Source organism: Paraburkholderia caffeinilytica (assembly GCF_051027425.1).
In the GTDB taxonomy this organism is placed as follows: Bacteria; Pseudomonadota; Gammaproteobacteria; order Burkholderiales; family Burkholderiaceae; genus Paraburkholderia; species Paraburkholderia caffeinilytica_A.
Window position 1 is genome coordinate 116089 of sequence record NZ_CP186553.1, and the last position, 12848, is coordinate 128936.

At 60.5% G+C, this 12848-nt stretch carries 14 protein-coding genes; 9 read left to right on the forward strand and 5 right to left on the reverse strand.

What is annotated here, in order from left to right; genetic code table 11:
• Window positions 1-146: 146 nt before the first annotated feature.
• The gene (locus tag ACOSV0_RS21015; protein ID WP_434113227.1) at window positions 147-683 is read left to right on the forward strand and encodes a GNAT family N-acetyltransferase; all 537 of its coding nucleotides are present in this window, start codon (window positions 147-149) and stop codon (window positions 681-683) included.
• Between the two features lie 19 nt (window positions 684-702).
• On the opposite strand, the gene ACOSV0_RS21020 is transcribed toward ACOSV0_RS21015, so the two are convergent.
• A complete protein-coding gene (locus ACOSV0_RS21020) occupies window positions 703-1437 on the reverse strand; it encodes a GNAT family N-acetyltransferase (protein WP_434113229.1) in 735 nt (244 codons plus the stop codon).
• Between the two features lie 108 nt (window positions 1438-1545).
• On the opposite strand from ACOSV0_RS21020, the gene ACOSV0_RS21025 reads away from it, so the two are divergent.
• Together ACOSV0_RS21025 and ACOSV0_RS21030 are read left to right on the forward strand one after the other, a co-directional pair.
• On the forward strand, window positions 1546-3039 hold the full coding sequence (locus tag ACOSV0_RS21025) for a PLP-dependent aminotransferase family protein (protein WP_434116040.1): 1494 nt from the start codon (window positions 1546-1548) through the stop codon (window positions 3037-3039).
• Between the two features lie 252 nt (window positions 3040-3291).
• Window positions 3292-3624 (forward strand): hypothetical protein, encoded by a 333-nt coding sequence (locus ACOSV0_RS21030; protein ID WP_434113230.1) that lies wholly within the window; start codon window positions 3292-3294, stop codon window positions 3622-3624.
• A gap of 134 nt (window positions 3625-3758) precedes the next feature.
• Here the strand turns inward: ACOSV0_RS21030 and ACOSV0_RS21035 are convergent, their stop codons facing one another.
• Window positions 3759-4415, reverse strand: a complete 657-nt coding sequence (locus ACOSV0_RS21035; protein ID WP_434113232.1) for an aspartate/glutamate racemase family protein — start codon at window positions 4413-4415, stop codon at window positions 3759-3761.
• 124 nt (window positions 4416-4539) lie between these two features.
• On the opposite strand from ACOSV0_RS21035, the gene ACOSV0_RS21040 reads away from it, so the two are divergent.
• Window positions 4540-5124: a flavin reductase family protein gene (locus ACOSV0_RS21040; RefSeq protein WP_434113233.1), complete on the forward strand. Its 585-nt coding sequence runs from the start codon at window positions 4540-4542 to the stop codon at window positions 5122-5124.
• 61 nt (window positions 5125-5185) lie between these two features.
• On the opposite strand, the gene ACOSV0_RS21045 is transcribed toward ACOSV0_RS21040, so the two are convergent.
• Together ACOSV0_RS21045 and ACOSV0_RS21050 are read right to left on the reverse strand one after the other, a co-directional pair.
• Window positions 5186-5515 (reverse strand): low molecular weight protein tyrosine phosphatase family protein, encoded by a 330-nt coding sequence (locus ACOSV0_RS21045; RefSeq protein ID WP_434113235.1) that lies wholly within the window; start codon window positions 5513-5515, stop codon window positions 5186-5188.
• A gap of 40 nt (window positions 5516-5555) precedes the next feature.
• Complete coding sequence (locus ACOSV0_RS21050) at window positions 5556-6041, reverse strand: GNAT family N-acetyltransferase (RefSeq protein ID WP_434113236.1); 486 nt, start codon at window positions 6039-6041, stop codon at window positions 5556-5558.
• Between the two features lie 351 nt (window positions 6042-6392).
• On the opposite strand from ACOSV0_RS21050, the gene thrS reads away from it, so the two are divergent.
• From thrS to ACOSV0_RS21065, 3 genes are all read left to right on the forward strand, one after another.
• A complete protein-coding gene (thrS, locus tag ACOSV0_RS21055; protein ID WP_434113238.1) occupies window positions 6393-7613 on the forward strand; it encodes a threonine--tRNA ligase in 1221 nt (406 codons plus the stop codon).
• Between the two features lie 495 nt (window positions 7614-8108).
• A complete protein-coding gene (locus ACOSV0_RS21060; RefSeq protein ID WP_434113239.1) occupies window positions 8109-8519 on the forward strand; it encodes a DoxX family protein in 411 nt (136 codons plus the stop codon).
• A gap of 16 nt (window positions 8520-8535) precedes the next feature.
• Entirely contained in the window at window positions 8536-8940 is a 405-nt protein-coding gene (locus ACOSV0_RS21065) for a nuclear transport factor 2 family protein (protein WP_434113241.1), read from the forward strand.
• A gap of 71 nt (window positions 8941-9011) precedes the next feature.
• On the opposite strand, the gene ACOSV0_RS21070 is transcribed toward ACOSV0_RS21065, so the two are convergent.
• Window positions 9012-9938, reverse strand: a complete 927-nt coding sequence (locus ACOSV0_RS21070) for a LysR family transcriptional regulator (RefSeq protein ID WP_434113243.1) — start codon at window positions 9936-9938, stop codon at window positions 9012-9014.
• 265 nt (window positions 9939-10203) lie between these two features.
• Between ACOSV0_RS21070 and ACOSV0_RS21075 the strand changes: the two genes are divergently transcribed.
• Entirely contained in the window at window positions 10204-11082 is an 879-nt protein-coding gene (locus ACOSV0_RS21075) for an SDR family oxidoreductase (RefSeq protein ID WP_434113245.1), read from the forward strand.
• Between the two features lie 529 nt (window positions 11083-11611).
• Complete coding sequence (locus tag ACOSV0_RS21080; protein WP_434113247.1) at window positions 11612-12838, forward strand: hypothetical protein; 1227 nt, start codon at window positions 11612-11614, stop codon at window positions 12836-12838.
• The last annotated feature ends 10 nt before the right edge of the window (window positions 12839-12848 follow it).

Genomic DNA, 12848 nt, shown 5'->3' on the forward strand with positions numbered 1-12848 from the left:
CGTTATGAATGGAAGAGTTTTGCATTGTTGCTAAGCTTTCCCATGCGAGCCGCATTTTGCGCGACGAGGCGACGGCGACATTGCTAAAATCTGCAATCATCGAACACACGATTTTTCGAGCCACCACGCCCACCACCAGCCCGCCCATGCCCACCCGCCCCACGCTCCTCACCACCGACCGCCTGATCATGCGTCCGCATACGCGCGACGACTTCCTCGAGAGCTATGCGATGTGGTCCGATTCCGAGGTGATCCGCTACATCGGCGGCAAGCCGTTCACGCGTGAAGAAGTCTGGGCACGTCTGCTGCGCTACGCCGGACATTGGGCGATGCTGGGATACGGCTACTGGGTGGTGCGGGAAAAAGAGGGTGGCCGTTTCCTGGGCGAAGTCGGCTTCGCCGACTACCACCGCGAGATCGAGCCTTCTTTGGTGAATACGCCTGAAATCGGCTGGGCACTCGACCCCGCCGTGCACAACCGCGGCTACGCAACTGAAGCGGTGCGCGCCGCACTCGCGTGGGCCGATGCGCATTGGCCGGATGGCGAGACTGCCTGCATCATCGCGCCGGAAAACCAGCCGTCGCTAAATGTCGCGTACAAGTGCGGATACCGCGAACAGCTTCGCACGACATACAAAGGCAATCCGACCATCATGCTGCGGCGAGCGGCAGGCGCTGCCTGATCGCTCGCGCGGCACATCGTCACTTTTCGTTTGCTGCGGCCCGTTGCTGCGCAATCAGGTTCACTAGCCGCTCGATCTGCTTGCCCTGTGCATCGAAGTTGCCGGCATCGAGCCAGCGCACATAGCTCGGACGCAACGCAGGCCATTCACTGTCGATGATCGAAAACCACGCGGTATCGCGATTGCGTTCGTGATACACGATCGCCTGGCGGAAGATCCCTTCGAACGTGAAGCCATAACGCAACGCGGCCGTGCGCGACGGTTCATTCAGCGAATCGCACTTCCATTCGAAGCGGCGATAGCCGAGGTCGTCGAACACGTAGTTCATCAGCAGGAACATGGCGTCGGTAGCGACGCGCGTGCGCTTCAGGCGCTGCGAATAGGTGACGTGCCCGACTTCGATCACGCCGCTCACGCGGTCGATCCGCATCAGCGCGAGCGTGCCGACGGCCTTGCCGGTCGCCAGATCGATCACCGCGTGGTGCAGCGGATCAGGCGATGCGGCCATGCGCGTCAGATGCTCGCGATACGCGGCCAGGCTCTCGAACGGCCCGACATTCAGATAGGTCCAGTCGCGGGCGTCGGGCGCCGCACTGTAGGCCTCGTACAGGTCGGCCGCATGGCGCTCGACGTCCACCGGCTCGATCCGGCAATAGCGGCCCACCAGCGGCGCGCGGCCGGGCGCCTGGGCGCCTTTCCAGCCCGGGACGGGCGCGCCGATCGGCTGCTCGAATGCGTTACGTGTGGGTTCCATGCGTGCTCTCCTGTTAGTCGTGGATGGTCGTCCGTTATGGAGAACAATACGGCAAACGTGGTATGTTAAAAAGATCCACGAGAACGGTATTTGATAGATCCAGTCGAGATGATCGAGATCATTGGTCCGCTTACCCACCCGGCCGCCACGGCTGCAGCCGGCAACGGCGAAAAGGCCGCGCCGCTGCAGAAGCAACTGACTGAGCGTTTGCAGCAGGCGATTCTTGCCGGGCGTTTGCCGGCGGGGTCGCTGCTGCCTTCGTCGCGCCTGCTGGCGGCCGAAATGGGCGTGTCGCGCAACACGGTCGTGATCGCTTACGAGCATCTGGCCGCCGTCGGCTATGTGGTGGCCGACAAACAGGGCACGCGCGTCAGTCCGCTTTCCAGCCCCGCCGCACGGGGCGAACCGCAGACGCCGTCGGCCGCGCTGGAAGTCAGCTACGCGGCGCGCGTCGAGCAGTTCGCGGAGACTCGCACCCACGCCGACAGCACCTTGCCGCTCACACCGGGCACGCCCGCGCTGGACCGCTTTCCACTGGCTGCGTGGCGGCGCGCACTAGAACGTTCGATGGAGCACGCGTTGCCCCTCGCGCTTGGCTACGGCTCGCCGGCGGGCGAACCGGCGCTGCGCGACGCGATCGCCGCCCATTTGCGTATGGCGCGCGGCGTGCGCTGCGGGGGCTCGCAGGTGGTGATCACCGAAGGCGCGCAGGAAGCGCTGAACCTCTGCGTGCGGCTGTTCACCAATCCTGGCGACGTCGCGTGGGTCGAGGATCCGGGCTATCGCGGCGCCAAGGCCGCGTTCAACCTCGGCGACCTGAACATGGTGCCGATACCGGTCGATCCCGAGGGCATCGCCGTGCCGCCCGACGCGTGGCGCACGCACACGCCGAAGCTGATCTACACGTCCCCCGCGCATCAGTATCCGACCGGTTCGGTGTTGTCGGTGGCGCGCCGCCTGGAGCTGATCGCGCAAGCGCGCCGCTGCGGCGCCTGGCTGATCGAGGACGACTACGACGGCGAATTCCGCCATACCGGCGAGCCGATCGCCAGCATGCAAGGATTGGTCGAGGATGCCCCGGTGTTGTACGTCGGATCTTTCAGCAAAACGATGTTTCCGGCGCTGCGCATCGGCTTCGTGGTGCTGCCGCGGGCAATCGCTGCGCACACGGCTGTCGCGTTGCAGGAAATGCTGCGCGGCGGGCATCGGCTGGAGCAGCTGGCGCTGGCGCATTTCATCGACAGTGGCGAGTTTGGGCGGCATCTGGGCCGCATGCGGCGCTTGTATCGCGAGCGCCAGCAGGCGTTGCGCGATGCGCTTACCGCGCATTTCGCGCCGTCGCAGATTCTGGGTGGCAATTGCGGCATGCATCTGACACTTCGCCTGCCGCCGCACATTTCCGATCGGACCCTCGCCGAACGCGCGCTCGCGAGGCGGCTCAACCCGCGTGCGTTATCGGGTTTTGCGTTGCAGCAGCGCGAGGAAACGAATGGTTTGGTGATCGGTTACGGCAGCACGTCGGCCGGGCAACTGACGCTCGCTGTCCGCGTTCTGGCCGAGCTGATACGCGAGATGGCGAGCGAGTCGGGTAGCGGTCGGTAAGCTTGGCGGCCGCCGGACACGCCGTGTAAGTTTTTGCGTTTGTCCGCGTGACCCATGTCGCGCTATCGTGTCGTTTATGCGCGGCGATTTGGAAATACGCGACGTCGACGAATCGCCCGCAGGTCATGCCCAGCGCGCAGCCGTGCAATATCGCGCGACAGGCGGCGCGCGCCTGCCGCGCCGCTGCTGGCTCGGGCATGAAGAATGCCTTTGTTGTGGTTATCTATGACGATCTATCCGACCGGAGACGACATGAAGGAAATCGAACCGACTGAGTGGTTTGAGCTTGCCGCTCACACGCCCGTCCGTGAAGGCTGGTACGAAGTGCAGTTGACGAGCGGGGACACGGCATTTGCGAAGTACGGCGACGGGATATGGACCGAGAAACCGTTGCTGGTCTTCACACACTGGCGTGGCCTGTCCGCCGACCCAGCGAAAACGGCCGAAGGTGAAACCGGATCGATCGCCGCGGAGGCCACTGCGGCTCAGGGTGTGCGCGCCGCATGGAACGCATTTTTCCCGGGACTCGGCGAGGAACAGCACAAACCGCTGGACGCGTTGCCGAACGGTAAAGCCCCGCATTGACTGACAGAATGCCGGGGCGGCGGCTTTTCGGTTGCCGCCCTGCGATGTCTGCCTGCAGAGCCGATACGCGAAGCCGGCGTACCGGCGCAGCAAATCTCACTTGACGATCTATTCGGCGAACCCTGCGCCTTAGATCAGGCTGTGAGTCTGGCCGCCTGGACTGCAGCGGCGAGGGCGATGGCCGGCGGCGTCAGCGGTTTCGCCGCGCTCGTGACCAACAAGGCCGCGCCGGCCATCGATGTTTGAGCGAACACCACAACGTCCGCGCCGCTTTCGTAGGCTTTATTCGCAGCCGCGGCGATCGTGGACAGATAGCCCGCTGCGTCGTCGGCTCTGAAACGTTCCCACGCGCCGTTAACCAACTGAACTTCGACTTCCGCGGCGGTACGCGCGGCGGCGTGCGCGAACAAGTTGGTGGTCGGGACGAGTGTCGTGAATACGGTACATAGCACGACCACCTTGCCGCCGCCTTCCACCGCGCGCTGCGCCAACGCGGCGTCGGCCCGCAAAATGGGCACCGGTGCGGCTTGCGCGGCGAGCGTGTCGTCCACGGATGGGCCGAGCGTCGAACAGTTGAGCAATACGGCGTCCGCGTTGTCCCTCAGCGCGAGGAGCGCCTCGCGGGTTTGCGCTGCGATTGCCTCGGTCAAGCCGCCGGCCTGCTCAGCGGCGGCGAGCAAGTCGGCCCGGACCACATGGGTCAGTTCGAGCGCCTCGAATCCCGCGGCACGGGCGGCTGCGTCGAACAAGGCGATATTGCTGTCGGCGGTATGCAAGCAGACGATGCGCACGATTTCTCCAGCGGTTTACGGCGGTTTTGCATTCTCTCCTGGAAACGGCGCACAAGTGTGCGTCGCACCCGCTTTGCGTGTCCCCGCTACAATCTGCTTGATCCATTCGAAGCGGAAAACACGTATGAAAGTTACCCGGGAACCCGTCGCCTTGTCGCGGGCCACGCAGTTACTGAATCATGGCCCCGTCACGATCATCACCAGCGCGCACGGCGGCCGCTCGAACGTGATGGCGGCATCGTGGGCCATGCCGCTCGATTTCACTCCGCCGAAAGTCGTGGTGGTAGTGGACAGCCGTACGCTCACGCGGCAACTGATCGAAGCGAGCGGCGTGTTCGGACTGCAATTGCCGAGCCGCGGGTTTGCCGCGCAGACGCTGGCGGTGGGCTCGAATGCCGGCGCTGAACTCGACAAGTTTTCCGCCTTCGGCCTCGAGACGTTTCCCGCACAGGAAATCGATGTACCGATGCTTGCCGGCTGCATCACGTGGATGGAATGCAAGGTCATTCCGGACGATAGCCAGCGACACGATCTGATCATCGGCGAAGTGGTCGCTGCATACGCGGACAGTCGCGTGTATTCGAACAATCGCTGGCATTTCGGCGATGACCCCAATCTGCGCACGTGCCATTACGTGGCGGGCGGGACCTTCTTTGCCACCGGCGATGCGTTTGAGGTTGACCCGGTAGTGAACGGCGCGGCAGATTGATTGGTCTGTGGCGGCGCGCCGGCATTGCGTGAGTGCTCGCAGCACCCACTCGCTGCGCCCGCTATTTCTGCCGCAGAAACTTGCCGGCTTTCTGTTCCAGCAGCGCGACGAGCTCGGGCTGCATGAACGCATAATCGTCGGGGATGTCGAGGCAGATCACTTTTTTGCCATTCAGACACGCGCGGAATTTTGCCGATAGCCTCGCTCGATGCGCCTTCTCCATGACGAAGACGATGTCGGCCCAGCGAAGCTGTTCGGGCGAAAGCGGCACGTCGGCATCCGCACCCAGTCCGGCCGAGTCGGTTTCGACGTTAGGCCACGCGGCGAACACCTGCTCGGCCGTTGGGCTGCGCAGGCGGTTCTTGCTGCAAACAAACAAGGCGCGTATCACGGATTAGCCGGCTGCGTTTCTGTTCGGGAGCAAGCGTGTCTCATACCTTGCCATCGGCAAACGCCTTGAGTGCATCGCCTGCGAGTCGGTAGCGAACCCATTCGCTTTGCGCGCTCGCGCCGATCGATTCGTAGAAACCGATTGCCGGTTCGTTCCAGTCGAGCACGCTCCATTCGAAGCGCCCACAGCCTGTTTCGCATGCAATTTGTGCGAGGTGGCGAAGCATCTGTTTGCCCGCGCCACTGCCGCGCGAGGTCGGCGATATGTACAGGTCTTCCAGATAAAGCCCTTGTTTGCCGAGCCACGTCGAATAAGAAAAGAAGTAAACGCAGAAGCCAATCGGCTCGCCGTTCATTTCGCAGATCAAAGCCTTCGCGGTGGACGTGGTGGAGAACAGGCTCGTTTCGATATCGCTAACGGTAGCGACAACTTCCTGCTCCGCCTTTTCATACACAGCGAGTTCGGTGATGAAGCGGAGAATCAAGGCGGCGTCGGGCGCGTGGGCGGGGCGGATGTGGATGGTCAAGATGAGGTGCTCGGCGAGTTGGATAGTGGATCGAAGTTTAACGAAGATGCGTCGGCTGCGTCAGCAATAACAGCGCGCACCTGGGTTCGTCGAAATTACGATTGACGTCCCCTCGCAAAATCGCTTACTGTCGATCCATGGACTTCCACTCGATTCCCTTCGCTGCCGTCACCACCACGACGACCACCTTCACAGGCGGGTCGTCTGGAGGTTGCGCACGCTAGAAGCAGGAAGCAGTGGCAGACCACCAAAGGCCCCGCCGGAAACGGACGGGGCCTTTGGCATTTCTGGACCTCCGTTTGCGGCACTAATTCACAGTATCCGCAATATCAAACCAAACGGAGCGTCATCGTGAACGACATCGATCATCGTGTATTGGGCAACAAACTCGACCTCTTCCACCAGCAGGAAGAAGGCGCCGGCATGGTTTTCTGGCACCCGCGCGGCTGGGAGTTGTATCGCGTGCTGGAAGATTACATTCGCGCCCGTATGCGGCGCGCGGGCTTTCGTGAGATTCGTACGCCGCAATTGCTGGCGCGTTCGCTGTGGGAGAAAAGCGGGCATTGGGAGAAGTTCGGCGCGGCGATGTATTCGCTGGCCGACGCGGAGGAAGGACGCGCGCTGTGTTTGAAACCGATGAGTTGTCCGTGTCATGTGCAGGTGTTCAATCAGCGCGTGCGGTCGTATCGCGAGTTACCGGTTCGGTATAGCGAGTTCGGCGCGTGTCATCGTGATGAACCTTCGGGATCGCTTGAAGGGCTCAAGCGTACGCGCTCTTTCGTGCAGGACGACGCGCATGTGTTCTGCACGGAGGCGCATATCGAAGCCGAGGTCGGCCGCTTCTGTTCGCTGTTACGTGCTGTTTATGCGGACCTCGGATTTCCCGATTTCAAGGTCGCGTTAGCCACGCGGCCCGCGATGCGAGCGGGCGACGATCAAACGTGGGATCGCGCGGAAGAGGCACTTGCCAATGCCGCGCGTGCGGCGGCCCTCGAATTCGACGTGCTCGAAGGAGAGGGCGCTTTTTACGGCCCGAAACTGGAGTTTCACCTGACGGACAGCCGTCAACGCAGTTGGCAATGCGGCACGATTCAGCTCGATTTCGTGCTGCCCGAGCGGCTCGACGCGGAGTTCGTCAATGAGCGAAACGAACGTGAGCGGCCGGTTATGATTCATCACGCTGTGCTCGGCAGTATGGAGCGTTTCATCGCGATGCTGCTTGAACATCACGAAGGATGGTTGCCGGTATGGCTCGCGCCGGAACAGGTTGTGGTGGCGACGATCAGTGACGCGAACGCGGGCTATGCGCATGAGGTGATGCAGGCGCTTGATGAAGCCGGCATACGAGCGCTGATCGATAGCCGGCCGGAGCGGCTGGAGAAGAAGATCGTCGATGCTCGCGAAAAGCAGGTGCCGATTTTTGTCGTGGTGGGTTCGCGCGATGAGCGTGACCGGACGATTAGCGTTCGCATGCGTGACGGGCAGCAGTCGACGCTTGCGATTGCGGCGGGTATTGAGCATTTGAGGCTGGCTGCGTTGCCGCCTGTCAGGCCGCGGAGACCGATCGCATGACGAAGGTTGTCGCATCGATTTATCGATGCAATTGACCGGCGGGTCGACGCTTGGCCGGTAGCAGTGGTGGCAATGGAAGAGTGTGGTCCAAGCCACAACGTTTCTTGCTAACGCGACGCGCTCGGTTGTCTGCCGATTCAGACATGATTGCAGGCTGGATTCGCTTGAACTGCGGCAGTCGCTATTCGTCTTGGTTCGGCCAGGAAGAGACGTTCAACTCTGCCGTCTAGTTCGGCGACAATCGCCGGCAGAACATCAGGCCCGCTCGCTTTCACTTGACGCGCTAGCTGCGATTCAAACTCACGTCAACCAATCAGAAAATACCCGCTATGGCTTCGTGATGCGCGAAGGGTGGCCTAGGCCGATATTTGATTGAATTCCTTTCATCCACGGAAGGAAGCCCATCATGAAATGTGATGGATAGCATCAAATATTAAAGGCTTCTTCGATACTCCCTGTGGTTAGAGAATGCTCCGTGAACCTACGGAGTTTCTTATGAAGACCACCTCACAAACCCGCTCTCGCGGCAAAACAATCACCCTCTGGACGCTTCAGATTCTGGTCGCGGCCGCCTTCATCGGGGCCGGTAGCGCGAAGCTCGCCAGTGCACCGATGATGGTCCAGATCTTCGACCACATCGGCGTTGGCCAATGGTTCCGTTACGTGACGGGCATCGTCGAGGTAGCTGGCGGGATCATGGTCCTACTACCTCGGACAGCACCGTTCGGTGGCGTGCTGCTGGCGGTCACGATGGCGTGCGCGATTTGCGTCCACCTTCTGCGGATCGGCGGCAATCCTGCTCCGGCCTTCGTCCTGCTCGTACTGAGCGCAGCCATTGCCTGGCTGCGGCGCGACCAACTTGCCAGCTTGCTCAGCTCGGCCCGCTCAACGTCCACTTCGGCTTAACTGGAGAAAGAAAACCATGAACGCTCCCGAACTCCTCAACGAGCATTTCCGGACCATCAAGTCTGACCCGCAGGCTTGGCGCAAGCTGTTCGCCCCCGACGCGGTGCTGGAAATGCCCTATGCGCCCTCGCACGTCCCGAGCGTCTTGAAAGGTATCGACGCAATCGCGCAGAGCGTCAGCGGCTTTTTCTCGCAGTTCAGCGACTTCAATATCGAGGTGAAGAAGATCTATCGCATCGAGGGTGAAGACGCCGCTATCGCGGAGTTCGCCGCGAAGGCGACTGTGATTCCGACCGGCAAGACCTATAGCCAGGACTACATCCTGTATCTTCGGGCCGAGAACGGGAAGATCGCCTTTTACCGTGAGTATTTCGACGGGTCACGCATCGTCGCGGCGTTCACCCCCGATAGCGCCAGCTAGATCGGTCGCAGCGCAGCGTCCGGCCAGCCGCGATCCTTGCTATGCAAGCCTGCCGCATTGCGCGGCGGGCTTCAACGTTTCCGGGATGCGCTACCGCTGTGGTGCGCGAGCATGATCGATCGCATGTGGTCGATCATCCAGCGGCCTGCCAATCCCGGTGGGCTGTCCGAACGGTAGACCACTGACATGGGCAATCCATAACCTGAGGGGATGCCTTCGAGTTTAATGATCACGAGCCGTCCCGCAGCGACATCGTCGGCGACAGACGGATACGGCATGTTTCCCCAGCCGAGTCCCGCGCACAGGAATGCGTGTTTTGTCGAAAGCTCCGTGACGCGCCAGGCCTGTCGGCCGAACACGCCGAACTCCTGACCGGCACTGAGTGCGGATCGATCCGTCAGTACGATTTGGACATGCCGCTCTGCCTGTTCGGGCTTGATCGCGCCAATTGCACTTGCCAGGGGGTGTGAGGGTGCCACGACAGTGACCAGCGGCAGATCGAACACCCACTCCCTGGAGAGATCGGGTGGAACCGTCTGGAGCGTTCCAATCACACCGATGCTGCTTCGGTGATCGAGCACCGCCTGGGCAACGGCACCCAATGCTTCGAAATGAACGCGCAACGGCGTCTCTGGAAACTCGGCGGCCCATCCCTGTGCAATCGTGGTCAGCAGAGACTGGGGGAACATCGTGTCGAGGACGATCGCAAGTTCAGGCTCCAGTCCACCCGCGAGGTTTCGGGCATGCGCCTTGAGGCCATCGGTATCACGCACGATACCGCGTGCCGTCGCCAGAAGTTTGGAGCCCTCGGGCGTGAGTTTGGGAAAGCGCTCGGATCGGTCGAACAGTGAAATCCCCAATGATGTTTCCAGAGCAGCGATGGCCTGGCTGATCGCGGATTGCGCGCGATTCAGCCGCCGGGCAGCAGCGGAGAAACTGCCGGCATCGGCGGCTGCGACAAACATCCGCAATTGGTCGATCGAGACGCTTTCAATCATCCATTAATTATAGTGATGGTTCGGATCAAATATAAGTGGCTTCTTTGATGGAAGTCCTCGGTTCAGAATGCAAGAATTCGAGGAGAAATGCCATGTCACAAGTCACGCAGACGGAGGGTTCGGGACGTCCACCGCTTCCTCGCTCCGTTCTCGGCCGTTACTCCGTCCACACGTCGACCACTGCGCTGAAGGCAGGGGAAGCCCGCATCGAGGCCCTACGGTAACGGACAGAAACACTCACCCTCTCAACAGCAAAGAGATAGACATGACTATTCTAATCACCGGAGCTACTGGCACGGTTGGAAGCCAGGTGCTTCATTTTCTAGATGGATGCGATGCAGATGTTCGCGCACTGACGCGCTCCCCGGATAAGGCGAAACTTCCGGCTGGCATAACTGCTGTCCAGGGCGATCTCGACGACGTGGACAGCATCCGTGCCGCAATGAACGGCGTGAGCACGCTTTTCCTGGTGGTCAGTAACACGGCGGATGAATTGAGCAAGGCGATGCTGACCTTGAACGTCGCCCGTGACGCCAAGGTCAAGGGGATCGTTTACTTGTCAGTATTCAAGGGCGAGCATTACGCCGACGTGCCGCATTTCGCGAGTAAAGTCGTAATCGAACGCATGATCGAGGTCTACGACTTGCCCGCTACCATTCTTCGGCCGTGCTACTTCTTCCAGAACGATGCGCAGCAGAAGGACGCGCTGCTGACTCACGGGGTGTACGGAATGCCGCTTGGTCGAGCAGGGCTATGTCTGGTCGATACACGCGACATTGGCGAGGCGGCGGCGAAGGAGCTTCTTCGTCGTGAGCAATCCGCAACGTCGTTGCCGCGCGAAACATACGCGCTCGTCGGGCCTGATGTGCTGACGGGACCGGCCATTGCCGCAGTGTGGTCCGAGCAACTTGGTCGTCCGATTGCCTATGGCGATGACGATCTCGTAACGTTCGAACAGCGTCTCAGAGCGTTCATTCCGAATTCGCGCGCCTACGATATCGCAATCATGATGCGCCGCTATCAGACGGATGGTGCTATCGCGAGCGCGGCTGAGATCGAGAAACTAACAGGACTACTCGGTCATTCGCCCCGTTCTTATAGCGACTTTGCTCGTGAATTGGCCGCGGCCTGGAAAAGCGTATAGGCATAAAGTTGCCTGTATCGACTTGCTTTGAGTTGATGGGACGCGGTGTCGTGTAGCTCGAATGGCCGCTTCCCGGAAAACCGCATGTCGCTTGAGGGTCGATCTCAGCCGGACTTGTTGGATCTGCGTCGGCAAACAACAAGCTGCCGACGTCCTGTACGCCGGAAAGGAATACGAGCAAGTAATTTGCCGCATACCTTCGTTAGAGTGTTCATGTCAGATTTGTCGCTTCGGCGCCCGTGGTTCGGCCCGCTAACTCACAGGCATTGTTCCAACGTCGCATTCGCCTGACAAGGCAACTTCTCCTACCGGTACGTTCGATACCCTGAATGTTATCGACGCGGGCCTCGTGGCAGCCCTGTGCTTATGTCCCAACTATGGTTTCCGGCCAATCGTGCAAACTTTGCGATGCGACCGAACAGACGGACACACCGTGCCGGATTTCTCTAGAGTTGACGGATCGTCGGTCAATCCTGACTTGCGACGCTGCGCTGGCCATTCAGCGTTGATTCAACCTAGAGGAAAACAAATGAGAACGTCTTTTCACAAGGAAATCTCGACTGGTTTCGGTGAGCAGGCCAATCTAAGCCTGCCCTCCAACAGTGCGCCCTTGACGCTCAAACACGCCATTCATCCCGAGGAAATACGGGACAACCTTCCCGCCGGTCAAGGCGGCATCGGATTTCTGTTTCACGCGACGGACTGGGATACGCTTTCATTTTCATTTCACAATGTGAAGCACAGACATGCGTTATTCGAAGAAGAGCTGTGGAATGCAAAGCCTTTTATCGCATCACCTATCTATTCGGGATCCCAGGTCATCGGGGCCAATATTGCATGTCCGGTTCCCCTCGAGTTGTGGCTTGGAAGCCCACGCGGTATCAAGCGATTTCGGGAGACGCAATTCTTTCCTGCGCTGGAACTGGCAAGGCAGGCGGGATTGAGCATGGTGGCGATGGGCGCCTCCACGCCCTACGCCTGCAAGTATGGCGCACTCCCCCGGCATACAAAGCCGCCCCATATCACCACGGGGCATGCCGCCACCGCGGCGATGCTGAAAGACTGGGCCATCCACTGCTGCAACGAACTCGCTCTCGAATTCAACCAGACGAAGCTCGCTCTATTCGGGGCCGCTGGCCGGCTCGGCACCACGGTGGCTAAGTACCTGCTGTACAAAGATGCACCGAAGGAGCTTGTTCTGATCGATTTACCGGACAAGGTGAACCTGCTCGCGGAGCAGGCAAAGGAACTGCTGGCAACCGATCTGCTGGGACGCACCCGGGTCTCGGTACACACCTTCGGTCCAGACACGCCGTTGCCGCAGTTCGATGGTGCAATCCTGGCCAGCAGTACCAGCGTTCCTTACCTCACGTCTTCCGACCTCAAACGGGCGCAGTTCTGGATAGACGATTCTCATCCCCGGGCAGCGAGCGTTGAAGCTGAACTCGCGTCACGGGCCCACACGCTATATATTGAGTGCTTCGCACGTGGTCCTGCCGGACTCAACACCGTATTCCCATTCAGATTGCCGACCACCCGCGACTGCTATACCTGTTTCGCCGAAGGCTACGCAGCCTGGCAGGAAGGCATCGTTTCCGATTTCATCATCGGCAGCCCTCCTGTGTGGTCCGTTTCATATACTCACGGTCTCCTGAAGAAGTACGGGTTTTCGGTCGGACCTTTTCACGGCAAAGACGGTTCGACGATCGCTCTAAATACCCAACGTCGTGGCAAGCACGAACTGATGGGGTCGTGAACGTCATTGG

What these genes read in the sequence shown, in the direction of transcription:
- ACOSV0_RS21015 (WP_434113227.1), top strand. Translation starts at nt 147, where the DNA reads ATGCCCACCCGCCCCACGCTCCTCACCACCGACCGCCTGATCATGCGT.
- ACOSV0_RS21020 (WP_434113229.1), bottom strand. Translation starts at nt 1,437, where the DNA reads ATGGAACCCACACGTAACGCATTCGAGCAGCCGATCGGCGCGCCCGTC.
- ACOSV0_RS21025 (WP_434116040.1), top strand. Translation starts at nt 1,546, where the DNA reads ATGATCGAGATCATTGGTCCGCTTACCCACCCGGCCGCCACGGCTGCA.
- ACOSV0_RS21030 (WP_434113230.1), top strand. Translation starts at nt 3,292, where the DNA reads ATGAAGGAAATCGAACCGACTGAGTGGTTTGAGCTTGCCGCTCACACG.
- ACOSV0_RS21040 (WP_434113233.1), top strand. Translation starts at nt 4,540, where the DNA reads ATGAAAGTTACCCGGGAACCCGTCGCCTTGTCGCGGGCCACGCAGTTA.
- ACOSV0_RS21060 (WP_434113239.1), top strand. Translation starts at nt 8,109, where the DNA reads ATGAAGACCACCTCACAAACCCGCTCTCGCGGCAAAACAATCACCCTC.
- ACOSV0_RS21065 (WP_434113241.1), top strand. Translation starts at nt 8,536, where the DNA reads ATGAACGCTCCCGAACTCCTCAACGAGCATTTCCGGACCATCAAGTCT.
- ACOSV0_RS21070 (WP_434113243.1), bottom strand. Translation starts at nt 9,938, where the DNA reads ATGATTGAAAGCGTCTCGATCGACCAATTGCGGATGTTTGTCGCAGCC.
- ACOSV0_RS21075 (WP_434113245.1), top strand. Translation starts at nt 10,204, where the DNA reads ATGACTATTCTAATCACCGGAGCTACTGGCACGGTTGGAAGCCAGGTG.
- ACOSV0_RS21080 (WP_434113247.1), top strand. Translation starts at nt 11,612, where the DNA reads ATGAGAACGTCTTTTCACAAGGAAATCTCGACTGGTTTCGGTGAGCAG.